33 protein-coding genes are annotated in these 26277 nt (G+C 69.3%); 17 read left to right on the top strand and 16 right to left on the bottom strand.

The window, feature by feature from the left end:
• Nucleotides 1-33 precede the first annotated feature (33 nt).
• From FMM06_RS08985 to FMM06_RS08970, 4 genes are read left to right on the top strand one after another with little or no spacing between them, the layout of a single operon-like run.
• Nucleotides 34-399, top strand: a complete 366-nt coding sequence (locus FMM06_RS08985) for an integration host factor subunit alpha (RefSeq protein ID WP_144237167.1) — start codon at nt 34-36, stop codon at nt 397-399.
• Nucleotides 396-761, top strand: coding sequence for a MerR family transcriptional regulator (locus tag FMM06_RS08980; protein ID WP_144236908.1), 366 nt, complete (start codon nt 396-398; stop codon nt 759-761). Before FMM06_RS08985 ends, FMM06_RS08980 begins: the two co-directional genes overlap by 4 nt.
• On the top strand, nt 758-1492 hold the full coding sequence (locus FMM06_RS08975) for a ParA family protein (RefSeq protein WP_144236907.1): 735 nt from the start codon (nt 758-760) through the stop codon (nt 1490-1492). The genes FMM06_RS08980 and FMM06_RS08975 overlap by 4 nt, the downstream gene beginning before the upstream one ends.
• Before the next feature lie 52 nt (nt 1493-1544).
• A complete protein-coding gene (locus FMM06_RS08970) occupies nt 1545-2534 on the top strand; it encodes an SDR family oxidoreductase (RefSeq protein WP_185965109.1) in 990 nt (329 codons plus the stop codon).
• Here FMM06_RS08970 and mce read toward each other — a convergent pair.
• From mce to crcB, 5 genes are read right to left on the bottom strand one after another with little or no spacing between them, the layout of a single operon-like run.
• Nucleotides 2531-2950, bottom strand: coding sequence for a methylmalonyl-CoA epimerase (gene mce / locus FMM06_RS08965; protein ID WP_144236905.1), 420 nt, complete (start codon nt 2948-2950; stop codon nt 2531-2533). The genes FMM06_RS08970 and mce overlap by 4 nt on opposite strands.
• Nucleotides 2947-3609, bottom strand: coding sequence for an HAD-IA family hydrolase (locus FMM06_RS08960; RefSeq protein WP_144236904.1), 663 nt, complete (start codon nt 3607-3609; stop codon nt 2947-2949). Before FMM06_RS08960 ends, mce begins: the two co-directional genes overlap by 4 nt.
• A complete protein-coding gene (locus tag FMM06_RS08955) occupies nt 3606-4178 on the bottom strand; it encodes an FMN-binding negative transcriptional regulator (protein WP_144236903.1) in 573 nt (190 codons plus the stop codon). Before FMM06_RS08955 ends, FMM06_RS08960 begins: the two co-directional genes overlap by 4 nt.
• A 2-nt stretch (nt 4179-4180) precedes the next feature.
• Entirely contained in the window at nt 4181-5257 is a 1077-nt protein-coding gene (locus FMM06_RS08950) for an RluA family pseudouridine synthase (protein WP_144236902.1), read from the bottom strand.
• Nucleotides 5257-5643, bottom strand: a complete 387-nt coding sequence (crcB, locus tag FMM06_RS08945; RefSeq protein WP_235889182.1) for a fluoride efflux transporter CrcB — start codon at nt 5641-5643, stop codon at nt 5257-5259. The genes FMM06_RS08950 and crcB overlap by 1 nt, the downstream gene beginning before the upstream one ends.
• Before the next feature lie 106 nt (nt 5644-5749).
• On the opposite strand from crcB, the gene FMM06_RS08940 reads away from it, so the two are divergent.
• Complete coding sequence (locus FMM06_RS08940) at nt 5750-7003, top strand: patatin-like phospholipase family protein (protein WP_185965108.1); 1254 nt, start codon at nt 5750-5752, stop codon at nt 7001-7003.
• On the opposite strand, the gene FMM06_RS08935 is transcribed toward FMM06_RS08940, so the two are convergent.
• From FMM06_RS08935 to FMM06_RS08920, 4 genes are read right to left on the bottom strand one after another with little or no spacing between them, the layout of a single operon-like run.
• Complete coding sequence (locus FMM06_RS08935; protein WP_144236900.1) at nt 7000-7815, bottom strand: hypothetical protein; 816 nt, start codon at nt 7813-7815, stop codon at nt 7000-7002. The genes FMM06_RS08940 and FMM06_RS08935 overlap by 4 nt on opposite strands.
• Nucleotides 7812-8138, bottom strand: coding sequence for a DUF5615 family PIN-like protein (locus FMM06_RS16780; protein ID WP_185965107.1), 327 nt, complete (start codon nt 8136-8138; stop codon nt 7812-7814). Before FMM06_RS16780 ends, FMM06_RS08935 begins: the two co-directional genes overlap by 4 nt.
• A complete protein-coding gene (locus tag FMM06_RS08925; protein WP_144236898.1) occupies nt 8135-8356 on the bottom strand; it encodes a DUF433 domain-containing protein in 222 nt (73 codons plus the stop codon). The genes FMM06_RS16780 and FMM06_RS08925 overlap by 4 nt, the downstream gene beginning before the upstream one ends.
• Before the next feature lie 16 nt (nt 8357-8372).
• Nucleotides 8373-9689: a replication-associated recombination protein A gene (locus tag FMM06_RS08920; RefSeq protein WP_144236897.1), complete on the bottom strand. Its 1317-nt coding sequence runs from the start codon at nt 9687-9689 to the stop codon at nt 8373-8375.
• 72 nt (nt 9690-9761) lie between these two features.
• Here FMM06_RS08920 and FMM06_RS08915 point away from each other — a divergent pair, with 72 nt between their 5' ends.
• The 3 genes from FMM06_RS08915 to FMM06_RS08905 all read left to right on the top strand — a co-directional run bounded on the left by FMM06_RS08915 (nt 9762) and on the right by FMM06_RS08905 (nt 11363).
• On the top strand, nt 9762-10610 hold the full coding sequence (locus FMM06_RS08915) for a formate/nitrite transporter family protein (RefSeq protein WP_144236896.1): 849 nt from the start codon (nt 9762-9764) through the stop codon (nt 10608-10610).
• A gap of 112 nt (nt 10611-10722) precedes the next feature.
• Nucleotides 10723-11142 carry a hypothetical protein gene (locus FMM06_RS08910; protein ID WP_144236895.1) on the top strand — a complete coding sequence of 140 codons (420 nt, stop codon included), beginning with the start codon at nt 10723-10725 and terminating at the stop codon, nt 11140-11142.
• A gap of 2 nt (nt 11143-11144) precedes the next feature.
• A complete protein-coding gene (locus tag FMM06_RS08905) occupies nt 11145-11363 on the top strand; it encodes a helix-turn-helix transcriptional regulator (protein WP_144236894.1) in 219 nt (72 codons plus the stop codon).
• Nucleotides 11364-11417: 54 nt separating this feature from the next.
• On the opposite strand, the gene FMM06_RS08900 is transcribed toward FMM06_RS08905, so the two are convergent.
• From FMM06_RS08900 to FMM06_RS08870, 7 genes are all read right to left on the bottom strand, one after another.
• Entirely contained in the window at nt 11418-11702 is a 285-nt protein-coding gene (locus tag FMM06_RS08900) for a DUF3297 family protein (protein WP_144236893.1), read from the bottom strand.
• Between the two features lie 106 nt (nt 11703-11808).
• Nucleotides 11809-12423, bottom strand: coding sequence for a 50S ribosomal protein L9 (gene rplI, locus FMM06_RS08895; protein WP_144236892.1), 615 nt, complete (start codon nt 12421-12423; stop codon nt 11809-11811).
• A 12-nt stretch (nt 12424-12435) separates the two neighbouring features.
• Nucleotides 12436-12660: a 30S ribosomal protein S18 gene (gene rpsR, locus FMM06_RS08890; protein WP_144236891.1), complete on the bottom strand. Its 225-nt coding sequence runs from the start codon at nt 12658-12660 to the stop codon at nt 12436-12438.
• Nucleotides 12661-12672: 12 nt separating this feature from the next.
• Nucleotides 12673-13158: a 30S ribosomal protein S6 gene (gene rpsF, locus FMM06_RS08885; protein WP_144236890.1), complete on the bottom strand. Its 486-nt coding sequence runs from the start codon at nt 13156-13158 to the stop codon at nt 12673-12675.
• A 142-nt stretch (nt 13159-13300) separates the two neighbouring features.
• Nucleotides 13301-14839, bottom strand: coding sequence for a substrate-binding domain-containing protein (locus FMM06_RS08880; protein ID WP_144236889.1), 1539 nt, complete (start codon nt 14837-14839; stop codon nt 13301-13303).
• A 3-nt stretch (nt 14840-14842) separates the two neighbouring features.
• Nucleotides 14843-17800, bottom strand: a complete 2958-nt coding sequence (locus FMM06_RS08875) for a tubulin-like doman-containing protein (protein ID WP_144236888.1) — start codon at nt 17798-17800, stop codon at nt 14843-14845.
• An 80-nt stretch (nt 17801-17880) separates the two neighbouring features.
• The gene (locus tag FMM06_RS08870) at nt 17881-18966 is read right to left on the bottom strand and encodes a tetratricopeptide repeat protein (RefSeq protein ID WP_144236887.1); all 1086 of its coding nucleotides are present in this window, start codon (nt 18964-18966) and stop codon (nt 17881-17883) included.
• 199 nt (nt 18967-19165) lie between these two features.
• Here FMM06_RS08870 and fabD point away from each other — a divergent pair, with 199 nt between their 5' ends.
• The 9 genes from fabD (at nt 19166) to FMM06_RS08825 (ending at nt 26274) form a co-directional block, all read left to right on the top strand.
• Entirely contained in the window at nt 19166-20104 is a 939-nt protein-coding gene (gene fabD, locus FMM06_RS08865) for an ACP S-malonyltransferase (RefSeq protein ID WP_144236886.1), read from the top strand.
• 57 nt (nt 20105-20161) lie between these two features.
• Nucleotides 20162-20899: a 3-oxoacyl-[acyl-carrier-protein] reductase gene (gene fabG / locus FMM06_RS08860; RefSeq protein WP_144236885.1), complete on the top strand. Its 738-nt coding sequence runs from the start codon at nt 20162-20164 to the stop codon at nt 20897-20899.
• A gap of 116 nt (nt 20900-21015) precedes the next feature.
• Nucleotides 21016-21396: an endonuclease domain-containing protein gene (locus FMM06_RS08855; protein WP_144236884.1), complete on the top strand. Its 381-nt coding sequence runs from the start codon at nt 21016-21018 to the stop codon at nt 21394-21396.
• A 124-nt stretch (nt 21397-21520) separates the two neighbouring features.
• The gene (locus FMM06_RS08850) at nt 21521-21760 is read left to right on the top strand and encodes an acyl carrier protein (RefSeq protein WP_144236883.1); all 240 of its coding nucleotides are present in this window, start codon (nt 21521-21523) and stop codon (nt 21758-21760) included.
• Nucleotides 21761-21865: 105 nt separating this feature from the next.
• A complete protein-coding gene (fabF, locus tag FMM06_RS08845) occupies nt 21866-23131 on the top strand; it encodes a beta-ketoacyl-ACP synthase II (RefSeq protein ID WP_144236882.1) in 1266 nt (421 codons plus the stop codon).
• Nucleotides 23132-23133: 2 nt separating this feature from the next.
• Nucleotides 23134-24099 carry an endolytic transglycosylase MltG gene (gene mltG, locus FMM06_RS08840; RefSeq protein WP_144237165.1) on the top strand — a complete coding sequence of 322 codons (966 nt, stop codon included), beginning with the start codon at nt 23134-23136 and terminating at the stop codon, nt 24097-24099.
• A complete protein-coding gene (locus tag FMM06_RS08835) occupies nt 24096-24641 on the top strand; it encodes a YdcF family protein (RefSeq protein ID WP_235889180.1) in 546 nt (181 codons plus the stop codon). Before mltG ends, FMM06_RS08835 begins: the two co-directional genes overlap by 4 nt.
• The gene (locus FMM06_RS08830; RefSeq protein WP_144236881.1) at nt 24638-25327 is read left to right on the top strand and encodes a lysophospholipid acyltransferase family protein; all 690 of its coding nucleotides are present in this window, start codon (nt 24638-24640) and stop codon (nt 25325-25327) included. The genes FMM06_RS08835 and FMM06_RS08830 overlap by 4 nt, the downstream gene beginning before the upstream one ends.
• Nucleotides 25324-26274, top strand: coding sequence for a DUF2125 domain-containing protein (locus tag FMM06_RS08825; RefSeq protein WP_144236880.1), 951 nt, complete (start codon nt 25324-25326; stop codon nt 26272-26274). The genes FMM06_RS08830 and FMM06_RS08825 overlap by 4 nt, the downstream gene beginning before the upstream one ends.
• Nucleotides 26275-26277 lie beyond the last annotated feature (3 nt).

Genomic DNA, 26277 nt, shown 5'->3' with positions numbered 1-26277 from the left:
ATCTGGAGCGATCGACGGGAGGGCAAGATGACAATGCTGGAAGCAGTTGAAACGGTTGGCGTAACGAAGTCCACGGCACGCGCCGCGCGCGCTTCGGGGCAGGGCACGCTGACCCGTGCCGACCTGTGCGAGGCGGTTCACCGCGAGATCGGCCTGTCGCGCTCCGAGTCGTCGGACTTGGTCGAAGGCGTCCTCGACCATATCTGCGACACGCTCGTCGCCGGCGACAACGTCAAGATCAGTTCGTTCGGCAGCTTCGTGCTGCGCAGCAAGGGCCAGCGCATCGGGCGCAACCCGAAGACCGGCCAGGAAGTGCCGATCGAGCCGCGCACCGTGCTGACCTTCCGCCCCAGCCAGCTGCTCCGCGAGCGCATCAACGGCGGGCCGCCCGCCGCATGACCGATACGGGCAAGTCGCCGGGTGCGTTTCGCACCATCGGCGAAGTCGCGGCCGAACTCGGCCTGCCGCAGCATGTGCTGCGCTTCTGGGAGACGCGCTTTCCGCAGGTCCAGCCGCTGAAGCGCGGCGGCAACCGGCGCTATTACCGCCCTGCCGATGTCGTGCTGCTGCGCGATATCCATCGCATGCTCTACGACGAGGGCTATACGATCAAGGGCGTGCAGAAGCTGCTGGGCGATGGGCTCAAGCCAGCGCCCGCGCCGGCGCCCGCTGCGGCACCGGCGATCGCCAGCATCGACCTGAGTGCGATCCGCGCCATCCGCGACCGGCTCGCGGCGGGGCTCCTCGCCGTAGCTGCGTGAAGAGCGTCGCGGTTTTCAGCGTCAAGGGCGGGGTCGGCAAGACCGCGCTCGCGGTCAACCTCGCCTATGCCAGCGCGACGCTGAGCGCGCGGCGCACCCTGCTCTGGGACCTCGACGCGCAGGGGGCGGCGACCTTCACCCTGAAACTCGCGCCCAAGGGCGGCGCGGCGGCGCGCAAGCTGTTCGCCAAGGATGCCGCGCTGGACGCGGCGATCCAGCCGAGCGCCTGGCCCTGCCTCGACCTGCTCGCCGCCGACGGTTCGCTGCGCAGCCTCGAGAAGCAGCTGGCGACCGACGACAAGGCGAAGCGCCTGCGCCGGATGCTCAAAGACCTCGACGGCGACTACGACCGCATCGTCCTCGACTGCCCGCCGGGGCTGAGCGAACTCGCCGAACAGCTGTTCCGCGCGGTCGACCTGCTCGTCGTGCCGATGATCCCGTCCCCGCTGTCGATCCGCGCCTATGAGCAGCTGGTCGCCCACCTCGCGCGCCATCATCCCAAGGGGCCCGCGGTGGTGCCGGTGTTCACCATGGTCGACCGCCGCCGCGCACTGCACCGGAACATCGTCGACGTCGATGCCGACCGGGCCGCGATCCCCTATGCGAGCGCGGTCGAGGCGATGTCGGTTCACCGCTCGCCGATCGCGGTGCGCGCCCCAGGCGGACCCGCGGCGCGCGCCTTCAACGGGCTATGGGCCGATATCGAGCGGCGGCTGGTGTCGCAGGGCTGAACCCGCGGGCCATGAGCGCGCGTTGCGCAGGGACCCGACAGGAGTCCGTGCCGTGCAGCAGAAGCCCATCCAAGACCAGGTCATCGTCATCACCGGCGCCTCGAGCGGCATCGGCCTCGCCACCGCGCATCTTGCCGCGCGCGAGGGCGCGAAAATGGTGCTCGTCGCGCGCAACGCCGACGCGCTCGACGCCGTCGCCGCCGAGCTGGGTAATGCCGCGGTGGTGTGCGTCGCCGATATCGCCGACGAGGATAGTGCCGAACGTATCGCCGACGCCGCACTGACCGCCTTCGGGCGCATCGACACCTGGGTGAACATCGCGGCTGCGGGGGTCTACGGCCGCTTCGACCAGGTCCCCGAGGCCGACCATCGCCGCGTCTTCGACGTCGGCTATTTCGGTACGGTGCGCAATTCGCTGAAGGCGGTCGAGGTGATGCAGGACCGCGGCGGCACGCTGATCAACATCGGCTCGATCCTCGGCGACGTGTCGATCCTGCAGCAGGGCATCTATGCCTCGATGAAGCACGCCGTCCACGGCTTCACCAACGCACTCCGCGCCGAGGTGATGGAGGCGGGCGACCCGGTGCAGGTGACGCTGATCAAGCCCGGCGCGATCCACACGCCGTGGCCCGAGCATGCGCGCAACTATATGGACAAGCCCGCCAGCCTGCCGCCAATGATCTACGACCCGCGCCTCGTGGCGAAGGCGATCGTCTTCGCCGCCGCCAACCCGCGCCGCGAAATCACGGTGGGCGGCAACGGCGCGCTGATCAGCCTGTTCGGCACGCATTTCCCGGCGCTGACCGAACTCGGCGAGTCGCTGATCGGCACGCCCGCGCAGCAGACCGACCAGCCGCCGCCGCCGGGGGTGAAGGACAATCTGTTCACCTCGCGCGCCGACGGGCGGATCGAGAGCGACCAGGACACGCACGTCCGCCGCACCAGCCTGTGGCTGGAGGCGCAGCTGTTCCCGATGCGCGCTGCTGGGGTGGTTGGTGCGGGGCTGCTGACGGCGCTGCTGCTGGCGCGCGGGCGGCGCTAGTGGCCTGACGGCTCGGTCATCAGCTCGACGAGGACCCCGCCCGTGTCCTTGGGATGGACGAAGATCACCGGCACGCCGTGCGCCCCCATGCGCGGCTCGCCGGTGCCGAGTACCGTCGCCCCCTTCGCCCTCAGCGCGTCCCGCGCCGCGATGATGTCGGGCACCTCGAAGCAGATGTGGTGCTGCCCGCCGTTCGGGAATTTCTTGAGGAAACCCCACACCGGCGAGGCGTCGCCATAGGGTTCGATCAGCTCGATCTGGCTGTTGGCAAGGTCGATGAAGGCGACCCACACGCCCTGTTCGGGCAGCGCGAACTTGGCCCGGCTGACGGTCGCGCCGTAAAGGTCAGCATAAACGCGCACCGCGTCGTCGATGCTGGGCGTCGCTATCCCGACATGGTTCAACCGTCCGATCATGCGTCCTCCAGCAACAGGTCGAGCAGTTCGTCCATCGTCGTCACCACCGCCAGCGCGCCGGCGTCGTGCAGCTCGTGCGTGTCGTGATAGCCCCAGTCGACGCCGATCGCGCGCACGCCCGCGCGGCCTCCCATGACAATGTCGAACACCGTGTCGCCGATCATCACGGCCTGCGCGGGACGAGCGCCGCCCTCGGCCAGCGCGGCGCGCAGCATCGCCGGGTGCGGCTTCGACGGGTGGCGATCGGCGGTCTGCAGCGTCACGAAATGGCCCGTGATGCCGTGGTGGTCGAGCAGCAGCGCAAGGCCGCGGTCGGACTTCCCCGTCGCGACGCCCAGCGCCCAGCCGGCATCGCGCAGCCGGTCGAGCCCCTCGCGGACGCCCGGATACAGCGGCTCGGCGTCGAGCCGCGCCTCGGCGCGCAGCCGGTGGAAGGCATCGCGGTACTCGCCCGCGAGGCTCGCGTGCAGCGCCGCGTCGGCGTCCGGCAGCAGCGCCTGCATCGCCTCGACGAGGCTGAGGCCCACCACCCGCCGCGTCGCCTGCTCGGGCGGCGGCGTCAGCCCGACGCGCACGAAGCAGTCGCCCATCGCGCGCACGATGTTCGCCTGGCTGTCGACCAGCGTTCCGTCGCAATCGAACACCGCAAGCCGGGTCATTGCGCGCGAACCAGCGCCGCCACGTCGTCGGGCACGTGGGCGATCACGCCGGCGGTGTCGGCGGCGTCCGAATCCTGGCTCAGCTTCCGCGTCGCGCGGATCGTCTCGACGGTCAGCTCGAAGCCGGTGATGGCGCGGCACATCGCGGCGAACTTCGCCGGGTCCATCTTGGCACGCGTCCAGTCCTGCGCGGCGCGGGTCTCGTAGGTCGCCGCACTCGCATCGAGCAGGTCGACCAGCTCGTCGTTGCCCAGCGCCCGCACCGGGCCCTCGCATTCGACCGCGACGTACAGCCAAGTGGGCACGCGCGTCCGCTTCACATACCAATTCGGGCTGACATAGGCGTTCGGCCCCGCGACGCTCGCGAGCGCCGTCATCCCGCCCAGATGCGGCGTCAGCGCATTGGCGTTGGCGAGGTGGAAACGCAGTTTCCGCCCCTCCGCCAGCAGCGGCACATGCGCGACGCGCGGACCGGCGGGCACCTGCGCAAACACATGCGCGAACGCCATCTCGGCGACGAACTCGAGCGCGCTGTCGTCGTCCCAGCGGTACAGCGGCGACGGGTGCATCGTCAGCCCTGGCCCCGCGACCGCCGTTCGCCGCGATGCGCCTTGCGGCGCGACTTGGCAGCCGCCGCCGCCGCCTTGCGCTTGCCCTCGGGCGTGTCGGCGTATTTGGTGTCGTCGTAGGGCTCGGCGGTCGCCTGGCCGGGCTCGAAGCCCAGCATCTTGAAGCTCTCGATGAAATGCGCGGGTAGGTCGGCGGAGATATCGAGGATCTTGCCGTCGGGATCGTCGATCAGCAGGCGGCGGGCGTGGAGGTGCAGCTTGCGGCTGATCCCGCCGGTCAGGAACGCTTCCTTGCCGCCGTACTTGGCGTCGCCGACGATCGGGTGGCCAATGGCGTTGGCGTGGACGCGGATCTGGTGGGTGCGCCCAGTCAGCGGCTGGAATTGCACCCAGGCGGCGCGGTCGGCGGCGTTGTCGACGACCGAGTAGACGGTGCGCGCCGCGAGGCCCGCCTGCGGATCGACGTGCATCTTCTCGCCGCCGCTGCCCGGCTGTTTCGCCAGCGCCGCATCTATCTCGCCCTGCTCGGGCTCGGGCATGCCGACGGTCAGCGCCCAGTAGATCTTGCGCGCGGTGCGGCCCGAAAAGGCCTTGGAGAAATGCGCCGCCGCGCGCGCGGTGCGCGCCAGCAGCAGCACGCCCGACGTGTCCTTGTCGAGCCGGTGCACCAGCTTCGGCCGGGCACGCGTGTCGTACATCAGCGCGTCGAGCAGCCCGTCGACGTGCGTCGTCGTGCCGGTGCCGCCCTGCGTCGCGAGGCCGGGGGGCTTGTTGATGACGATCGCGTGCATGTCCTTGTAGATCACGAGGGACTGCGCATACTCGATCTCGGCAGCACTCAGCGGCTTCGCCGGCCGCGCCACGGGGGCGCCGGGGTCGGGGGCCTCGGCGGGCGGCAGGGTCAGGACCTGCCCCGTGCGCAGCCGGTCGCCCGGATCGGCCTTTGCCCCGTCGAGGCGCAGCACGCCGGTGCGCGCCCAGCGCGACACGACGTTGAAGCTCGTGCCGGGCTCGTGCCGCTTGAACCAGCGGTCGAGGCGAATGCCCTCGTCGTCGGGCTGGACGGTGAAGGTCCGCATCAGGCGCGCATCAGGTAGAGGCCGGCAAACAGCGCCAGCACGCTGCCCGCGACCGACGACACGGCATAGGCGGTGGCCAGCGCGATCTCGCCGCGCAGGATCATCTCGACGACCTCGAGGCTGAACGCCGAGAAAGTGGTGAATCCGCCCAGCACCCCGACACCGAGCAGCAGCCGCAACGGCTCCCCATCGTCGCGCGCGCTCAGCCAGCCGACGAGCAGCCCCATGCCGAGCGCACCCAGGATGTTCACCCCCCAGGTCGCGAACGGCAGTCCGGGGCCGAGCGTGCGCATTGTCCAGACGCCGACAGAGTAGCGAAGACCGGCGCCGATCGCGCCGCCGAGCATGACGAGGGCGAGGGGGGGCAGGGCGGCGAATGCGGGCATTGCCGAGCCTGTAGCGCACGCGGGGCGGCGGGGCAAAAGGCGGTGCGCGTCAATTGCGCATTTACGGGGATATGGCATGCTGCGCGGCAGACGGGGGAGCTCGCGAATGCGCACCTGGCTGGTGATGCCAATCCTCGCCGCGCTGCTCGCGGGCTGCGCGCACAAGCCCGTGTCGCTAGGCGGTTGCGACCTGCCGCGCACGCCGCTGCGTACCGAGGTCGCGCGCGGCGCAGTGGGCGGGGCCGAGACCGGGTACGAGGCGCTGATCGCGGGCGCCATTGCCGGCGCGCCGGGGGCGGTGGGGGTCGCCGAACGCCCGGTGCTGCTGTTCCTGTCGGGCGGCAGCCAGAACGGCGCGTTCGGCGCGGGGTTCATCGACCAGTGGCGCGTGCGCGGCGGCGGCCTGCCGGCGTTCCGCGTCGTCACCGGGGTCAGCACGGGGTCGCTGCTCGCGACGCCGATCTTCGTCGGGCGCAGCGAGCGGGCCGTCGCGGGCTATACGATCGATGCCGAGGCCGACATCCTCGACGTCCAGGCGCGCGGGCTGATCGGCGTTGTGCGCAAGGGCGCGGCGGGGACGCTGGTGCCGCTGCGCGGGCGGCTCGACCGCATGTTCGACAGCGCGCCCGGCGTGGACGACGACGCCCTGCTCGGCGAGGTGGCCACCGCCGCCGACCAGCGTCGCAAGCTGCTGGTCGGGGTTGTCGACCTGCGCGGCGGCGACGCCTGGGCGGTCGACATGACGGCATTGGCGCAACGCTGGCGCGAAGCCGATGCGGCGGCGAAACCGCAGATCAAGCGCTGCTATATCGAGACGCTGATCGCCTCGTCGTCGGTGCCCGCCGCGGCACCGCCGGTCTATATCGACGACGTCATGTATATCGACGGCGGCGCGCGCTTCGGCCTTTTCCGTGCTGCCGAGGATCGCGCCCTGCTCGCGGCGCGCACAGCCCGCGGCCCGGCCCCGCTCGCGCTGCGCGTCGTCAACGGCACGCTCGAAACCGAGGCGCAGTGCCCGTTCGTGACCGCCAAGGGCGCGGCGTGTCCGGCGACGGGTCGCTTGCGCGACTGGGACTTCGCCGACAGTGCGCAGCGTGCAGTCAAGATCCTGACCAACCAGATCTACCGCTTCTCCGCCGCCGCGGCGACGCTGCCCGGCGACCCGCCGGTCGCGCTCATCGGCCCCGACGCGGGCGAGCATCTGTTCGCATCCGGCGGCGAGACCTTGAGCTGCGACGCGTGGCGCGCACTCGACAATGCCGACAAGCCCGCGCCGGTCGAATTCCACAAGCGCCAGATGCGCTGCCTGATCGATTACGGCCGCGCGCGCGCCGACGCGCTGAAATGGTGGACGCTCTAGGCGATCCCGAACGTCCAGCCCTCGGTCGCGGCGATCGCGGGGGTCAGCCCGGCGGGCGACCACCACGCGGGGTCATCGGCGATGGCGCGCAGGCCGGCGGCGGAGACCAGCGCGTCGCCGACATGATCGGCGAAGGTTTCGGGGAAGTCGCGCGGCATCGGCGCGCTGCCGAGGCGCAACAGTACCGCGTCAAGCGCGTCGCGGGTCCGTAGCTTGCCGCGCACCCCGCCCATCGCCGCGAAGGCCTGGGCGTAGATTTCGAGGATCAGCGGGCCGTCGGCGGGCACCGGGTCGAACGGCCACACCGGCCAGCCTAGGTGGTTGAGCAGCCGCATCGCCGACAGCGTCGCCTTGCCGACCTGGCTCGCGCCGAGCAGCACGAAGTTCGACGTCGGCTGGCCGAGTTTCGAGTCCGCATAAGCCCGCTCGGTGACGCGGAAAAGCGCCCTCGCGGCCCGCGGCCCGTCGGCCTTGCCCATCCAGAAAATGTCCCGATGCGCCGCAACGAAGGCGTGCCCGCCGAGATCGGCGTCATCGGCGCAGATCCGGTCGATCGCCGCCCATAACGCCCGCGCTGGCCCGTCGAAGCCGGGGATGGCCGCGAACCCGAACCCCGCGTCGAGCCCTACCAGCGGGCTGCCCTGCTGCACGCGCAGCCAGTCGAGCACCTCCTGCCGCGACCAGCACCGCCCGGCCGGCGGCACGATGAGCGGCGCCGCGTCCCCTTGCTCGGCAGTCGCGACGACGATCGACGGATGCCTGTGCCCCCGCGCCCCCGACCAGTCGATCCCGACGAAGCGGTCGAAGGTCATAGCTCGATCAGCAGGCGCCCCGCCTCGACTGCCGTCGCGATCGTATCGAGATTGCTGACCACCCGCTCGATCGCCTCGGCACGCGAGCAGTTGCCGATCCGCAGCCAGACGACGGGTGTGAACGGGGGCGTACCAGCAAGGAACGCCAGATAGTCGTCATCCTTGGTGACGATGATCGCCCCGACAGCCATTGCATGTCGCCAGATCGCTCCATCGTCAGCGGAGCGCCCGACCACATGGGTGCAGTGCTCTGCTTCGTGGCCGAGCGTGACCAAGGCAGCCGCCATCCGCCGGGGCAGGTTCTCGTCGACGAGAAACCTCATTCGGCGGCGATGCTCTGCTCATGATTCAGCTGTTCGGCGGCGTAGGCGAGGCAGGCCAGCAAATCCTCGCGCGACAGCTCGGTAAAATCTTCGAGCAAGTCCGGGATGGTATCGCCGCCCGCCATATACTCGAGCATATCCACGACCGTGATGCGCGTGCCGCGAATGCACGGCTTCCCGCTCCGGACGCCCGGCGTGGATACGATGCGGTCCATCATTCGGCCGATATAACCCCTATCCACCATCCCCGCCACGCCTCAGCGCCGCCCACGCCGCGAGCCGTTCGCCGATGCGCTTCTCATGACCCCGGTCGGTCGGCGCGTAGAAACTCTGCGGGTTCATCTCGGCGGGCCAGTAGTTCGCGCCCGAAAAGCCGCCCTCGGCGTCGTGGTCGTAGGCGTAGCCCTTGCCGTAGCCGATGTCCTTCATCAGGCGGGTCGGCGCGTTGAGGATGTTGGCGGGAGGCATCAGCGAGCCCGTCTCCTTCGCCGACCGCCACGCGCTCTTCTGCGCGACATACGCCGCGTTCGATTTCGGCGCGGTGGCGAGGTAGAGGCAGGCGTGCGCAATCGCCAGTTCGCCCTCGGGCGACCCCAGGAAGTCGTACGACTCCTTCGCCGCGAGCGTCACCACAAGCGCGTTCGAATCCGCCAGCCCGATGTCCTCGCTGGCGAAGCGCACGAGGCGGCGCAGCACGTACAGCGGCTCCTCGCCGGCGGTCAGCATGCGCGCCAGATAGTAGAGCGACGCGTCGGGGTCCGAACCGCGCAGGGATTTGTGCAGCGCCGAGATCAGGTTGTAATGCCCCTCGCGGTCCTTGTCGTAGACCGCGACGCGGCGGTGGAGCAGCTCGCCGAGCGCGCCCGGATCGAGCGGCGCGTCGATGGCAATCGAAAACAGCGTCTCGACCTGGTTGAGCAGGAAGCGCCCGTCGCCATCGGCGGACGCGACCAGCGCCTCGCGCGCCGCCGGCGTCAGGGGCAAAGTGCGGCCCTCGATCGCCTCGGCACGCCCAAGCAGCGCGTCGAGCGCGGCTGCATCGAGGCGCCGGACGATCAGCACCTGCGCGCGGCTGAGGAGCGCGGCGTTCAGCTCGAAGCTGGGGTTCTCGGTCGTCGCACCGACGAGGGTGATCGTGCCGTCCTCGACATAGGGCAGGAAGCCGTCCTGCTGAGCGCGATTGAAGCGGTGGATCTCGTCGACGAAGAGCAAAGTGCGCTGGCCGGCGCGGGCCGCGGCGCGCGCCTCGGCGAACAGCTTCTTCAGGTCGGCGACGCCCGAGAACACCGCCGAGATCATCACGAAGCGCAGGCCCACCGCATCTGCGAGCAGCCGCGCGATCGTCGTCTTGCCCGTCCCCGGTGGTCCCCACAGAATCAGCGATGCCAGCTTGCCCGCGGCGACCATCCGCCCGATCGCGCCGTCGGGGCCGGTCAGATGCTCCTGGCCCACGACCTCGTCCAGCGCGCGCGGGCGCAGCCGCTCGGCGAGCGGCTGGCCGGGCAGGGCGGGGCCATCGGCGGGCGGGTCGGCGGCGAAGAGATCGGCCATGCCCCGACTTAAGCGTGTGGGTCCCCCGCGCAAGCCTCAGGAACGGTGCAACCCCGCCGCCGTTGAGCGCCGATGGAAAAGCCCGCCGTCGATCCTGCGATCAGCAGCAACCCCGAGGCCGGGCTGTCGGAGACGCAGCGTGCGGAGGCCGACGCGATCGCGCCCGCGTCGCTGCAGGTCGTCCACGAGGTGGTGCGCGCGCAGGGCGAGGAGGAGCTCGGCCGCACCGCGCTGTCGCTCGCGGCGTCGGGCGTCGCGGCCGGCGTAGCGCTCGGCGCATCGGTGCTGGCGCGCGCCTATCTGCACGGCGGGTTGCCGAAGGACGTTGCCTGGGCACCACTGGTGTCGGCGTTCGGCTACACGACGGGGTTCGTCATCGTCATCCTCGGGCGGTTGCAGCTGTTCACCGAAACGACGGTGACCGCCGTGCTGCCCGTCGCGACGCATCCGACACGCGCGAACTTCGGCAATCTGCTGCGCGTCTGGGCGGTGGTGTTCGGCGCCAATCTGGTCGGCTGCGCACTCGTCGCCTGGGGGATCGTGTCGGGGTTCATCGTCGATCCCGAACAGCAGCGTTCGGTTTTCGAGATCTCGCGCGAGGCGACCGCGCACGGCGCGATGGAGATCCTGCGCCTCGGCATCCCGGCGGGCTTCCTGATCGCGTCGATCGCGTGGATCCTGCCCAATGCGAAGGGCAGCGAGTTCTGGGTCGTGGTGCTCGTCACCTGGGTGATCGGCGCGGGCGGGTTCAGCCACGTCGTCGCCGGCGCGACCGAGGCGTTCGTGCTGTGGTTCGCAGGCGAGGCCGATGCCGCGCAGACCTTCGGCGGATTCATCGCGCCGGCACTGCTCGGCAACATCCTCGGCGGCAGCGTGCTGTTCGCGGTCCTCGCACACGCGATGGTGCGGGGGGACAAGTAGAAGGATTGCTGTGCGCGATCTTCACGATGCTGCGCGCGTTGTAAAAAATGTTTGACATAGCCGCCGGTGCCGGCCAGTAATGTCGAATATTTTTAACACACGGGAGGGCAGGATGTCGTTCAGGGAAAAGTCGGCCTGGTTGATGGGCGCGCTCATGCTCGGGGCAGGCGCCTACTACTTGACCATGGCGTTCGCCGTGTGGGGCGAAACCGGGTCTGCCGCACCGCCGCTAGCCCTCTTCATCCCCTTCACGCTTCTGGTCGTGATCGCGTCGGTGGCGGGCCAGACAACGCTGGCCCTGTTGACGCCGCGCGAAGCCAACGCCCCTGCCGATGAGCGCGAGAAGCCCTTGCTCGACCGCGCCGGTCATTGGTCGGGTCTCATGCTGGCAGCCGGGACGGTCACTTCGCTGCTCTACTTTTTCGATCATCAGAACGGTGTTCTGCTGTTCCATACGATCATGGGCAGCCTGATCGTTTCGCAGCTCGCGGACTATGCGCTTCAGATCGCGCTGATCCGCCGGGCTTCCTGAGAGTGGCCAAACGTCCGCCGATCACAAATCGCGTACGGGAACTGCGCGAGTTGCATGGAGGCATCAGCCAGTCCGCGTTGGGAGAGGCCATCGGCGTTACGCGTCAGACCATCATAGCAATCGAGCAGGGGCGTTATTCCCCGAGCCTCGAAAGCGCCTTTCGAATCGCGCGGCTGTTCGGCGTCGGGGTCGAAGACGTCTTCGGCTGGGATGTGGATTGAAGCTAGGTAAAGCGAGGGAGCGGCCGCGTCAGGACGATGCCAGTCGCGCAGCTCTCAGCCAGCGATATCCTTGAACCACGGCTCGACCGTGCCCGACTGCTTGAGGGTGATCGGGTTGCCGCGGCGGTCGCGGGACTTGCCGACGGTGAGACGGACCCAGCCCTCGGAGACGCAATACTCCTCGACCGTCGTGCGCTCGACGCCGTTGAAGCGGATGCCGATGCCGCGCGACAGGATCGCCTCGTCGTAGAAGGGCGTGCCTGGGGTAGCCGACAGGCGGTCGGGGGGCGTGTCGGCAAGGGGGGCGGGGGTGTCGTCGTTCGGGGTGTCGTCGGTCATTGGTGCACCCTGTTCAAACGTCGTCATCCCCGCGCAGGCGGGGACCCAAGGTCAGCAAGATTGCGACTTTGGGTCCCCGCCTGCGCGGGGATTACGTGGCAGGAGTTTAGGCGTTCTCGTCCTCGGCGTCGGTCGGGGCAGCCTCGGCGACCGGTTCGTCGGTCGCGATGGTGCCCGGCTCGGCGTTGGGGTCGTAGGCCTCGGTGAAACCGGCGTCGTCACGCTCGAACATGTCGGCGGTGACGTCGACGCCCTTCGCCTGCAGCTCGGCCTCTTCGGGCGAGCGGGCGATGTTGACCTTGATGTCGACCGACACCTCGGGGTGCAGCGACACCTTGACGGTGTGCATGCCGAGCGACTTGATCGGACGCTCCAGGATGACCTGGCTGCGCAGCACCTTGGCACCATCGGCCGACAGCGCGTCGGCGAGGTCGCGGGTGGCGACCGAACCGTACAGCTGGCCGGTGTTCGACGCCTGACGGATCAGGATGATCGTCTTGCCGTCGATGTTCGCCGAATCCTCGATGGCGAGCTCGCGCTTGTGCGCGTTGTCGGCCTCGATCGTCGCGCGATTGGCTTCGAAGCGCTTGCGGTTGGCCTCCGACGCACGAAGCGCCTTGTGGCGGGGGAGCAGGAAATTGCGGGCGAAGCCGGGCTTCACATTGACGACATCGCCAATGTTGCCGAGTTTCTCGACGCGCTCGAGCAGGATCACATCCATGAGGTCAGCCCCTTACTTGACGAGGTAGGGCAGCAGCCCGATGTGGCGCGCGCGCTTGATCGCCTGGGCGAGCTCGCGCTGCTTCTTGCCCGAAACCGCGGTGATGCGGCTCGGCACGATCTTGCCGCGCTCCGAGACGAAGCCCTGCAGCAGGCGCACGTCCTTGTAGTCGATGACCGGAGCGTCGGGACCCGAGAACGGGCAGCTCTTGCGACGGCGGAAAAAGGGACGACCCATTGTATCTCTCCCTTAAGCCGAACGGGGGCGGAAGCCGCCGCCACGATCGCCACCACCACCCGAACGCTCGCCGCCGAAGCCGCCGCCACGCGGGCGGTCGCCACGGTCGCCGCGGTCACGGTCGCCACGGTCCGGACGGTCGCCGCCGCGGGCATCGCGGTCGCGCTCACGGCTCTCGTTGCGGCGCATCATCGCCGACGGCTCGGTCTCGAGCGTGTCGACGCGCACGGTCAGGTAGCGCAGGATGTCTTCGTTCAGCGCGATCTGGCGCTCCATCTCGGCGACCGCCGGGGCGGGGGCGTCGATGTTGAACAGCACGTAATGCGCCTTGCGGTTCTTCTTGATCCGATAGGCGAGGCCGCGCAGGCCCCAATATTCGTTCTTCGTCACGGCGCCCTTGCCGTCCGAGATGATCTTGGTGAACGTCTCCGTCAGCGCCTCGACCTGGGCAGTCGCCAGGTCCTGTCGCGCGAGGAAGACATGCTCGTAGGACGGCATGCCGCAATACTCCTTTTGGCCGATCGTTGACGCCGCGCAGTGCGACGCCCCTCCGGCTGGCTTCGAAAACGCAAACGGCGAGGGACATGCCCCCGCCGGTGCGAAGGCGCGCTGTAGGCGAGTGCGCGCCCTAACGCAAGCCTCAGCGCCCGATCCACACCTCGACACGGCGATTGCGCGCCTGGCCGTCGGCACTGCTGTTGTCCGCCACCGGCAGCGCCGAGCAGAAACCCTCGACCGTGCGCGGTTGCAGGCCGCGCGACCGCAGCGTCGCGGCGACGGTCGCGGCACGCTGGCGCGACAGCGGGCAGTTGATGCCGTCGCCGCCCTTGTTGTCGGTGAAGCCGAACAGCATCAGCCGGCTGGGGTCGAAGCGGTTGTCGGTCAGGAAGCGCTCGACATAGTCGGATTCGCTCAAGGCCTTGGTGTCGAGATCGGCGCTGCCGGTCTCGAAGCGGAAGTTGGTCGACAGGCGCATCGCGCCGCGGGTCAGCGCGGCATAGCCCGGGGGCGCGACGTCGGGCGCCTGCTCCACCTTCTCGCCCTCGATGGTGCGGGGCACGAAGCCCTGCTTCTCGGCTACCGCCTGGCCTTCCGGGGAGGCGATGAAGCTGAGGAAGCGCGTGACATCGGGCTTGGCTGGTGTCGCGGCGGTGTAGAGGTACATGCGCCGCGACAGCGCATAATCCTCCCGGCCCACCGTGAAGCGCGTCGGGAACAGCGCGACGGCACCCGCCGGCGCGAGCGCGACGGCGCGCGCGGCGCCCGCCGAGGTCAGGCCGACGAAGCCGATGCCGTTGGGATCGGAGACGACACCGTCGGCAAGCTCGCTGCCCTTCTCGAACCGCTTGGCGTTGCCGACCAGCGTCGTGCCGGCGTTGTCGAGGATCGCCGTCTTGAAATATTTCCACGTCCCCGAGTTGTCGTCGCGGGCATAGACCTGCACCGCCCCCGGCGCGCCGCCGACCTGCGACCAGTCGGTGATCGCACCCGAGAACAGCCCGGCGACCTGATCGATCGTCAGCTGCGCGACGCGGCTGCCCGGGTTGACGATGACCGCGATGCCGTCGAGCGCGATGACATGCTCGCGCGGGTTGAGGGCGGCGAGATCGCTCTTCTGGCTTCCGTCGATCTTGTCCGACGCCATGGCGATGTCGTAGCTGCCCGACTTCAGGCCGGAAAAGCCGGTCTTGGTGCCGTGCGCACTCACCGTGACGATCTGCGGCTTGCCGTCGGCCTCGCACGACAGCACGATCTCGTCGTTGCCGGGCGTCTGCCGCTCGACACTGGCGCAGCCGCGGCTTTTCAGCCACGCCTCGGCCAGCGCGGGCGCGAGCTTGTCGCCGATGGTGTTCGACCCGCCGAGGCGGAGCAGCGGCTCGGCCTCGGTCGCGGGCGGCGGCGGCACCTCACCCTTCGCGACCTGCGTCGTATCGGATGTCTTGTCGCCGCTCAGCGCGCCCCAGGCGAACCAGCCGGCGACGAGCAGCAGCACCGCGAGGCCCGCGGCGATCGCCCATTTCGGGATGCCGTCGCCGCCCGCCTCACGCGCGACGATCAGCCCCTTGCCGCATTCGGTGCAGACGAAGTCCGCACCCGGCTTGACCTCGATGATCTCGCGCTTGTCGGCGAGGCTGCAGTTTCCGATGTTGACGCACTTGCCGCGCCGTTCCCCCGCCATTGCCTATCTCCGGATGATCATGAGTGCCGCCTTGGCGGCTTCGACGACGGCGCGGTAGCGCGGGTCCGCGACATCCCCGCCGACCAGCGGCTTGATGATGTCGGGCGCCGTGCGGATCGCCCCCTTGACCGGCTCGAGGTCGTCGAGCTTGGCCAGCCCCGCGTCGATGTCGGCCTTGAGCTGCGCATAGAGCTTGTCGTCGATGCCCTCCGCGGCGACGAGCAGCGACGTGCCGAGCCGCACGGGCGGCGCCTCGAACCCGTCCGCGTCGCGGCCCAGATAGGTCGGCCCCTTGGGGTCGTCCTGGACGATGCCCAGCCCGCGTCCGATCAGCACCAGCGCGAGTGCATCGCGGCGCAGCTCGTCGCCGCTGCGGACGTACAGCGACGGATAGCTGTCGATGCTGCCCTCGGTATGGAGCTCGAGGGCGAAGCGCGCCGGGTTGGCGGCGATGCGCGTCTCGTACTTCGCCTTCAGGAACGGCAGCACCTTCAGATAGCGCAGCGGGAACAGGTTCTTGACCGCGATCATGGTGATTTCGTTGGCGCGGCCGTCGGCTTCGATGAACTCGAGGTCGCCGGGCTGGGCGTCCCTGAACGCCGTCTTCAGGTCGGCGACGAAGGCGGCGTGCTCGGTCGCCTTGGGCAGCACGACGATCCATTTCTGGACGAGCGTCTGGACGCCCGCCGGGATACCCGGCCCCGACTTGCCGCTCTCCAGCGGGTTGACGGTCAGGTAGCAGCCGGCCTCCCGCACCAGATTGGCGACATAGGCCCCCAGCGCCTGGCGGTCACCGCCGAAGCGCTCGCGCAGCTTGGCGATGATCGAGACGCCGAGGATGCGGCGCTTGACGTCGATCACCAGCGTATCGTGCGCGACGCGGGCATTGTCCTCGGCCACCGCCTCGATGCGGTCAACCATGTCGCCCAGCCCGACGCGGTCGCGGAAGGCCTGGAAGCCCGGGTTGGGCCCGGCGCGCTCGATCAGCGCGGCGCGCACCTTGGCGGTCTGGGTCGCCTGCTGGACCTGGTCGAGCACCAGCTCGCGCGTCACCGTGCGGACCAGCTCGGGATCGTAGAAGCGGACGAGGTGGCCCTTGATGTCGTCGCCGCCGCCGGTCTTCAGCCGTGCATCGATGCCGGCACCGACGCGGGTCAGCGCGTCCTGCATCGTCGCGATGATCTGATCGACGATCGCGCGCAGGTCGGCGAGCTCGGTCAGCACCTCGCCCAGGATCGTCTTGCCGACCATCCACGCCTCGACGCGGGTGCGGCGCACGAAATGCTCGCGCAGCTGCAGGCCGTATTCGTCGAGCAGGTTGTTGCGGTTGCCGACCATGCGGCCGAGCAGGCCCATGCTCGCCCAGCGCTGCTGGACGATGCGCAGCGCCTCGTTCGCCGCTTCGGCCGCCTCGCGCTCGCGCGCCACGACGCCGTCGATGCCCTGCAGCCGGTCGGTCAGCAGGCTGGTCAGGTCACCCAGCACGCGCGACACTTCGGTCGCCGAGCGGGTGCCGTTGCGCCAGTCGTCGAACAGCTCGCGCTCGACCCGCCCGCGGACCTCGCGCGCCATGTCGCGCTTGGCCATCGCCTTGGTGCGATAGAAGGACGGCACGCCGGCGTTGCGGAAGCCCTCATCGAAGCGCTTGACGGCGTATTTGTGGAGCTCGTCGAGCCAGCCCGGGGGCGGCCCGTCGCGAACCATCGACTTGAACGTCGTCATCGCGCCGTCCCACTCGTCGCCGAGCGCGCGCCAGCGCTTGTTGGGGTCGTCGGCCTGCAGGATCGGGACCGACAGGGTCAGATGCTCGTCGGTCAGCAGCCAGCGGCCCAGCGTCTCGGCCTCGCGCACGAAACTCGCGGTGTCGATGTTGCGGACGCTGTCGACGAAGCCCTGGCCGTCCTGCCAATTGTTGCTGCGCAACTGCTGGATCGCGGCGCGCGCGAAGTTGAGGCTCAGATACTCGCCGATCTCCTCCTCGGGGATGGCGATGCGCTTGATGCCGAACGACAGGAAGCGCTTCGACCGCTCGCCGACGCGGGCGCCGGGGGTCGTCTCGGGCGTGCCGTCGCCGTTCTCGGCATTCTCCATGCGGCCGAGCGATTTCCAGCCGACCTTGTCGGCGACCGCGATCTTCTGGAAGAGATAGTCGCCGACGATGCCCGGCAGCTCGTTCTTGACGTCGGCCTGGTAGCCGTTTTCGTTCTCGTTGCCGAAGACATAGGCGCCGTTGAACGGGTCGCCGAGCGCGAGGCGGTTGCCGGTGACGAGGTCGACCGGATGATACGCGCCGGTCGACAGCGCGTTGAGCTCGACGAGCGCCGCATAGCCGTTGGAATGATAATTGCCGCTGTCCCAGTTGGGCTGCGGAAACTCCTCGGGCAGCAGCAGGTAGAGAACGATGCGATGGCGCTGCGCGTCGTTGTACATGGCGCGCAGCTGCGCGACGGTATCGACGATCGTCCCCGACCCCGTGCCGCCGGCGAGGCCCGCGACGACGTGGAAGGTAATGTCGGTGCGGCCGTTGCCCTGCAGGGTGCGGACCTGCGACTGGACCTGCTCGCGGAACTTGTCGATCTTGCAGGCGAACAGGAAGCGGCCCAGGCGGCGCTTCTGGCCGCCGAGTGCGGCGCCGACGATCGCGCCGATGATCTCGCCCCACGCCGTGCGGTCGCCGATCCACGGCTTGATGCCGGGGTAGGACTGGATGTCCTTCAGCCGCGCGCCGAGGTTCTCGCCGGTGATGTTGAGCTGGCTGGCGACGGGCAGCTGGACCGAGGTGCCCAGCACCTTCCAGTCGGCCTGGTCGGGCTTGAACTCGTCGGGGTCCGAATCGACGTAGAGATAGCCGACGTCGAGCCCCGCCGGTGCGACGGCGCGGTACTCGGCGTAGACCTGCTTGCGGAACGCGCGGATGACTTTCCCGCCCGTTCCGCCAAGCCCGATAATCAAATGATTCATAATACCCCCGTCACCGCGTTATCGGGGGGTATTATGACGGTTCGAAGACAAAGCGCTGGCTTCGGCCGCGCCGAAGACGATTATCCCTTCGTCGAGGCGTAGAGCCCCCACATCTGGGCGATGTCCTTCAGCGGCGAAGCCTCGGGCACCTGCGCGAAGCTGGCCTTGGACGGCCCGATCTGGCCGCCGCGCAGCTGCGCGATGCCCTTGAACAGGCGCGCCGGGTCGGCGTTGTTGCCGCCGCCCGCGATCGCCTTGTCGTACGCCGCTGCCGCCGCACCGAAGTTGTTGATGCCGAGATAGGCGTTGCCGGCCTCGTACGCTGTCGCGGGCGACGCGGCGAGCCTGGGGGCCTGCGCGGCCGCCTGTGCCGAACGCTGGTTGGCAGCCTGGGCGAGGCGGACGCTCATCGCGTCGGTGCCCACCGAACCGGCCTTGGCGAGGACCTCCTTGGCGGTGCCCGCCTGACCTGCGACCAGCGCGAGCTTGGCGAACTCGAGATAGTCTTCGTTACGCTCGAGCGTGCCCGTCTGATTCATCAGGCGGTACAGCGCCAGCTTGGCATCGGGGGTCATCGGCGTCTGGCGCAGGTTCGACAGCAGCGCCTTCCAGCGCGCCGGCGTCGGATCCTGGCGGATCAGCCGCGTCGTGGTGACGAGATAGCCCTTCTTGTCGCCCGACTTGTACTGCGCACCCGACAGGTTCTCAAGATAGACGGCCTTCGGGCCGTTGGCCTTGATCAGGTTGTTGTAGGCGGTCACCGCCTCGCCGTAGCGGCCGCGCTTGGTGGCGGCCTGGGCGATCAGGATCTGCATGTTCTCGCCGCCCGCGCGCTTGGCGTAGCTGACCGCCTTGTCGAGGTTTCCGGCGTTGTAATACAGGCCCGCGAGCTGCGCCGGGGGGGCACCGAGGCCCTCCAGCTCCTGCGCCGCGCGGCCGTACTGGCCCGCCTTGGTGTAAACATAGGCCGCCATCTGCGAGACCTTGGTGCGCTCCTCGGGCGTGCGCGCGGCGGCGCGGGCATTGTTGATCGCGGTGATTGCGGCGGCACCGCTGGCGTTGCGTGCGATGCTGAGCTGGCGGCCGACCGCGGTCGACACGGCGGCGGCGGCAGGCACGGCAGCGGTCAGGGCGGTGGCCAGCAGCACAAGATTGGCGAACTTCATGGTGATCCTCTCGGGCAGTCGTCTGACTATGAATCTGCATCGACCAGCGTGGCTAGCGGATGAACGCACTGCGTATGTTAATCGAAGCACGGCGTCGTGCAATCGCCGATGATCGGCTGAACGGGCTGCACGACCGGCTTGCCGCGTCCGCCTGCGGGGCCTATCCGCCCGACAAATCCAATCAGCGGGGGAGCGGCCATTGACGCGCGCATTCGTGTTTCCGGGGCAGGGCAGCCAGGCGGTCGGCATGGGCAAGGGGCTGGCCGCCGCCTCACCAACGGCGCGCGCGGTGTTCGAGGAGGTCGACGACGCGCTCGGCCAGCGGCTGTCGGCGCTGATGTTCGACGGGCCCGAGGACGAGCTGAAGCTGACGGCGAACGCTCAGCCGGCGATCATGGCGCTCAGCATCGCGGCGCTGCGCGTGCTGGAGAGCGAGGGCGGCGTGCGGCTGGGCGAGGCCGCCGCGTACGTGGCGGGGCACAGCCTGGGTGAATATACGGCGCTTTGCGCGGCGGGGTCGCTGAGCCTTGCCGATACCGCCCGGCTGCTGCGCCTGCGCGGCGAGGCGATGCAGGCGGCCGTGCCGGTGGGCGAGGGCGCGATGGCGGCGCTGCTCGGCCTCGACCTCGATGCCGTGCTGGCGATCGTCGAGGAGGCGGCGCAGGGCCAGGTGTGCGCGGCGGCGAACGACAATGCGCCGGGGCAGGTCGTCGTCTCGGGCCATGTCGAGGCGGTGGCGCGCGCCATCTCGCTGGGCCGTTCGCGCGGTGCGCGGCACGCCGTGCTGCTGCCGGTGTCGGCGCCGTTCCACTGCCCGCTGATGCAGCCTGCCGCCGACGCGATGGCGGGGGCACTCGCCGATGCGCGCCTCGACGCGCCGTTCGTGACCCTTGTCGCCAACGTCACCGCGGCACCCGTAAGCGATGCCGCGACGATCCGCACGCTGCTCGTCGAGCAGGTGACCGCGATGGTGCGCTGGCGCGAGAGCGTGCTGGCGATGACCGCGCTGGGGGTCGACCAGTTCGTCGAGCTCGGAGGCCGCGTCCTCGGGCCGATGAACAAGCGCATTTCACCCGACGCCGGCAACGTCAGCGCGACCGACATGGCGGGCATCGAGGCGGTGGCCAAGACATTGTAAACACTCTCCGACTACGGGGTTCGCAGGACCCACCGGAGACAAGACTTGAGGCACAAGATGTTCGATCTGACCGGCATGACCGCACTCGTGACAGGCGCCTCCGGGGGCATCGGCTCGGCGGTGGCACGCTGCCTCGCGGCGCAGGGTGCACGCGTCGCGCTGTCCGGTACGCGTGCTGAGGTTCTGCAAACATTGGCCGACGAGATCGGCGGCAATGCGGTCGTGCTGCCGTGCGACCTGTCGAAGGCCGCACAGGTCGATGCACTCGTGCCCCAGGCGGTCGCGGCGCTGGGCCAGCTCGACATATTGGTCAACAACGCTGGCGTGACGCGCGACAATCTCGCGATGCGGATGAAGGACGAGGAGTGGGACACGGTTATCCGCGTCAACCTCGAGGCCGCGTTCCGCCTGTGCCGCGCGGCGTGCAAGCCGATGATGAAGGCGCGTTTCGGCCGGATCATCTCGATCACCTCGGTCGTCGGCGTCACCGGCAACCCGGGGCAGGTCAATTATGCCGCGTCGAAGGCCGGGCTGATCGGCATGTCGAAGGCGCTGGCGCAGGAGGTCGCGTCGCGCGGTATCACGGTCAACTGCGTCGCCCCGGGCTTCATCGTCTCGCCGATGACGGAAGCGCTGCCCGAAGCGCAGCGCGACGCGCTGACCGCCCGCATCCCCGCCGGCCGCCTGGGCGAGGGCACCGACGTGGCGACCGCGGTCGCGTATCTCGCATCGCGCGGTGCGGCCTATGTCACGGGCCAGACGCTCCACGTGAACGGCGGGATGGCGATGATCTAACTTTCTCCTCTCCCGCTGGCGGAAGAGGGCGAGAGACGCGCCGCAGGCGCGGCCCGGGGTGAGGGTGTCTTGGCTGAGCACTGGCAGCCGCAGGCGATTGTCGTTACGAATGCGGAATGTCGCGGGTCGTCCGTATTGTCAGCCCCTTCGCCAAGCCCCTGCGGAAAACTTCTACCGAGGCCGAACGCAAGGTTTGGCGGGCGTTGCGGGACCGGCGCTTCGCCGAGACGAAGCTTCGCCGTCAGCACAGTGTTGGTCCCTACATAGCGGACTTCGCCTGCATCTCCGCGAAGCTGATTCTCGAGCTCGATGGATCGCAGCACAACGACTCCAGGGAATATGACGCACGGCGCACCGCCTATCTCAACGAGTGCGGCTGGCGGGTAGTGCGTTTTCCAAATGCCGAGGTGTTCACGAATTTCGATTGGGTGATGCAGACCATCGCCTGGCATCTTGCTGCCCAAACGACAGAACACCCTCACCCCGGGCCGCGCTGACGCGCGTCTCTCGCCCTCTCCCGCAAGCGGGAGAGGGAGCGCTTGCCACGCATCGCCGCCGACGCTATCGCCTAGGACCAACAACAGGGGCGGCACCGGCCTCGTGACACTGGAGAGGATTACCATGAGCGATGTCGCCGACCGCGTGAAGAAGATCGTCGTCGAGCACCTCGGCGTCGACGCCGATAAGGTTACCGAAGAAGCAAGCTTCATCGACGACCTGGGTGCCGACAGCCTCGACACCGTCGAGCTGGTGATGGCGTTCGAGGAAGAGTTCGGCGTCGAGATCCCCGACGATGCCGCCGAGAAGATCCTGACCGTCAAGGACGCGATCGGCTTCATCGAGACCAACGCCGCCGCCTGACCGGCGACACTCTCGATTTGGGCGCGGCCCGAACCTGAAAAACGGCTCTCCGCGCTGGTGGGGAGCCGTTTTGCGTATCTGACCATTTGAAGGAGGCGAACGCCCATGCGTCGCGTCGTAATTACCGGGCTGGGCATGGTGACGCCGCTGGGTTCGGACGTCGAAACCGTCTGGGCCAGCATCCTGGCGTCCGAATCGGGGGCGGGGCCGATCACCCGTTTCGATCCGGAGGGCTATGCCTGCCGCATCGCGTGCGAAGTCATCCGCGGCGACGGCACCGGCCGAACCTTCGACGCCGGCAAGCGCGTCGATCACAAGGTGCAGCGCCAGGTCGACCCGTTCATCACCTATGGCATCGACGCCGCCGGCCAGGCGCTCGAAGATGCCGGCCTGACCGACATGACCGAGGCCGAGCGCTTCCGCGTCGGCTGCACGATCGGTTCGGGCATCGGCGGCCTGCCGGGCATCGAGGAGGAATCGGTCGTCCTCCACACCAAGGGGCCGCGCCGCGTCTCGCCGCACTTCGTCCACGGCCGGCTGATCAACCTGATCTCGGGCCAGGTCAGCATCAAGTACGGGCTGATGGGGCCGAACCACGCCGTGGTCACTGCCTGCTCGACCGGCGCGCATGCGATCGGCGACGCGGCACGCATGATCGCCCTCGACGACGCCGATGTCATGTTGGCAGGCGGCGCGGAGGGCGCGATCTGCCCGCTCGGCATCGCCGGCTTCAGCCAGGCGCGGGCGCTGTCGACGAACTTCAACGATGAGCCGAAGCGTGCCTCGCGCCCCTATGACAAGGACCGCGACGGCTTCGTAATGGGCGAGGGCGCGGGCGTCGTCGTGCTGGAGGAATACGAGCACGCCAAGGCGCGCGGCGCGAAGATCTATGGCGAGATCATCGGCTACGGCCTGACCGGCGACGCCTATCACGTCACCGCGCCGCACCCTGAAGGGTCGGGGGCGTTCCGCTCGATGGAGATGGCGCTGCGCAAGGCGGGGCTGGCCCCGTCGGACATCGACTATATCAACGCGCACGGCACCTCGACGCCGATGGGCGACGAGCTCGAGCTGGGGGCGGTGCGCCGACTGTTCGGCTCGGCAATAGAGACGCTCAGCATGTCGTCGACCAAGTCCGCCATCGGCCATCTGCTCGGCGGTGCGGGGGCGGTCGAATCGATCTTCTGCCTGCTCGCGATGCGTGACCAGGTGGCGCCGCCGACGCTGAACCTCGACAACCCCAGCGACGGGTGCGCGGGCGTCGACCTCGTGCCGCACGTCGCCAAGCCGCGGTCGATCAAGGCGGTGCTGAACAATTCGTTCGGCTTCGGCGGCACCAACGCGACCCTCGTCTTCCGCGCGCTGCCGTGAGGCTGGGCCGCGCCACGGCGGCGTTTGCGCTGCTGCTGATCCTGGTCGGCGGCGGGCTGCTCGTCGCGCCGTGGTACGGCGACGCGCCGAAGGCTGCGAAGACCGTCGACGTTGTGGTCAAGCCGGGTGCATCGCTCAACGCGGTGACCGACCAGCTGGAGGATGCCGGGCTGGTCACCTCCGACCGGCATTTCCGCGTGCTGGCCCGCGTGCTCGGCGACGGGCGGCCGGTGAAGGCGGGCGTGTACCGTTTCAGGGTCGGCGACGGCTGGGGCAATTATCTGCGCATGCTGCAGGCCGGCGACGTGCTGAGCTACCGCATCACGATTCCCGAAGGCTGGCCCGCGGTGCTCGTCGCCGATCGGCTGCGCGCCGAGAAGCGGCTGACGGGGACGATCGACGTGCCCGCGGAGGGTTCGGTGCTGCCCGACACCTACGACTTCCAAGCGGGCGAGCCGCGCGCCGCGGTGCTCAAGCGCATGCAGGCGGCGATGACCAGGACGCTCGCCGAACTGTGGAAGGCGCGCAAGCCGACGACCGTCGCGAAGACGCCGCAGGAGGCGATCACGCTTGCGTCGATCGTCGAGAAGGAAACCAGCAAGGCGGCCGAGCGGCGGCTGGTCGCGGGCGTCTATTCGAACCGGCTGCGCCAGGGCATGAGGCTCGATGCCGACCCGACGATCATCTATCCGCTGACCAAGGGGCGTCCGCTGGGGCGGCGCATCCGGCTGAGCGAGAAGAACGCGGTCAACGATTACAACACCTATGCGATGACCGGCCTGCCCAAGGGGCCGATCGCCAACCCGGGGCGCGCGTCGATCGCCGCGGTGCTCGATCCCGAGACGACCAAGGCGCTGTATTTCGTCGCCGACGGCAGCGGCGGGCATGTCTTCGCCGACACGCTGAGCCAGCATAATGCCAACGTCGTGAAGTGGTTCGCGATCCGCAAATCGCGCGGGGAGATGTGATCGGCGCGGTCGTCCGGCTCGTCGCGGCCGTGGCACTGGCCTGGGGGCTGGGCTTCGTCTGGTTCATCGTGACGCTCGCGACGGCGACCCCGGTTTCGGTGGCGACCGATGCCGTCGTCGTGCTGACCGGCGGACCGGGGCGCGTCGCGCGCGGCTTCGCGGTGCTGGAAGCGGGCAGTGCGAAGCGCATGCTGGTGTCGGGTGTCGGTCGCGGCGTCACCGATGCCGAGCTGGCCGCCACCGTCGATGCCCCGCCGGCGCTCTTCGAACGCGATGTCGACCTGGGGTTCGCGGCGATCGACACGCGCTCCAACGCCGAGGAAACGACGGCGTGGATGGTGCGCCACCAGTATCGCTCGCTGCGCCTTGTCACGAGTGCGGCGCACATGAAGCGCGCGCGGCTCGAGCTGGAGGCGCGGCTGCCGCGCACGGTCACCATCCTGCCCGACGCGGTGCCGGTCGACCCCGCCGCGCCCAGCCTGGCGCGCGAATTCAACAAATACGCGCTGCGCTGGGCGGCGCTGCAGGTTGGGGTTGCATGATCGCGTTTCTGCGTTCGCTGGTCTTCACGGTGGTGTTCTACCTGGGGTCGGTACCGATCGTGTCGGTCGCCGCGCTGACCGCGCCGGTGTCGCGACCCGCACTGCGCTACATGTCGAAATACTGGTCGCGCTGGTTCGTCTGGACCTCGACCCACCTGCTCGGCGTGCGGCTGCGCGTCGAGGGGACGGTGCCGCAGCATGCGGTGATCGTCGCCGCCAAGCACCAGGCGGCGTACGAGACGATCCTGACCCTCTACCTGTTCGACGACCCCGCGGTGGTGATGAAGGCCGAGCTGCTCAACATCCCGATCTGGGGCTATGTCGCGCGCAAGCAGGGCACGATCCCGATCGACCGCGACGCCTCGACCGCGGCGATGCGGACGATGATGCGCGCGGCGCAGGTCGCCAAGACCAACGACCGCCCGGTGGTGATCTTTGCCGAAGGCACGCGCGTGCCCGTCGGCGAGGCGCCCGAACTGAAGCCCGGGTTTGCCGGTCTTTATCGACTGCTCAAATTGCCCGTCGTGCCGGTGGCGCTCGACAGCGGGCTCGTGTGGCGCAAGGGCTTCGTCAAGCAGGCGGGCACGATCACGATGCGCTTCGGCGAGACGATCCCGCCGGGCCTCGACCGCGCCGAGATCGAGGCGCGCGTCCACGCTGCGATCAATGCGTTGAACCCGTCATGAAGCGCTTTCCGCTGTGGCTGACGCTGGTGCCGCTGGTCGCCGGGGTCGGCGGTTACTACTGGTACTGGTCGGGCCAGCGCGACGCGTTTCGCGCCGAAATCGCGCGCGTGCTGCCGGGCAGCTCGCTCAGCGTCGGCGGCTTTCCCTATCGGCTGGAAGCAGTCGTCGGCTCCCCGGCGCGAAAGTCGCTCGCCCCCGATATCGACGCGCGCGTCTCGGCAGCGCAGGCGGTGCTCAACCGCGGGCCGTTCCAGAGCGACCTGACCGTGCTGCGCAGCACCGATCCACGCATCGTCGCACGCATCCCGGCGCTGGCGGAGGCGGGCGTCAGCATCGCGGCCAGGTCGGCGCAGACCAGCCTGCACCTCGACAAGAAGGGCGTCGTCGCGCGGCTGTCGACGGTCCTCGACGCGGCGCGCGTCGATGCGGCGCTGCTCGGCGGCAGCGTCCTCGCGAAGACCCTCGAAGTGCATTTCCGCGAGATCCCCGGCCGCCTGCCCGAGGCTTGGTCGGCGACGCTGCCCGAGCGCGCGCAGGTCGTGCTGGCGGGCGAGGGGGTGCAGATGGGCAAGGGGGCGCCGCTGCGCCTCGCCGGCGACCTGCGCGTCACCGGGCCGACGCGGCTGGTCGATTATGCCCGCTGGGCGGGCAAGGGCACGGTCGAGGTGCGCGGCCTGACGCTCGGCGACGCGACGGGGCAGGTGCTGCGCCTCGACGCGACGCTGGTCGCGGCGGCCGGTCGGCCGCGCGTTACCGGGACGATCCTGACGACGTGCCCGCTGTCGGTCCAGGCGGCGCTCGCGGACGGGCGGGTCAGCGAGCAGCGGCTGCGTATTCCGGTCAAACTGGCGTTCGGCGGCTCGCCGGGGGCGTGGACACTGACCGGCATGCCCACGCCGGGCCGCCCGGTGCGAGGGCAGCAACCGCCTTGCCCGGCGCTGCGTTAGGCC

This window comes from Glacieibacterium frigidum (assembly GCF_007097155.1).
Taxonomy (GTDB): domain Bacteria; phylum Pseudomonadota; class Alphaproteobacteria; order Sphingomonadales; family Sphingomonadaceae; genus Glacieibacterium; species Glacieibacterium frigidum.
Note: the sequence above shows the minus strand (reverse complement) of the source record. Positions and strands in the feature narration are given on the sequence as shown.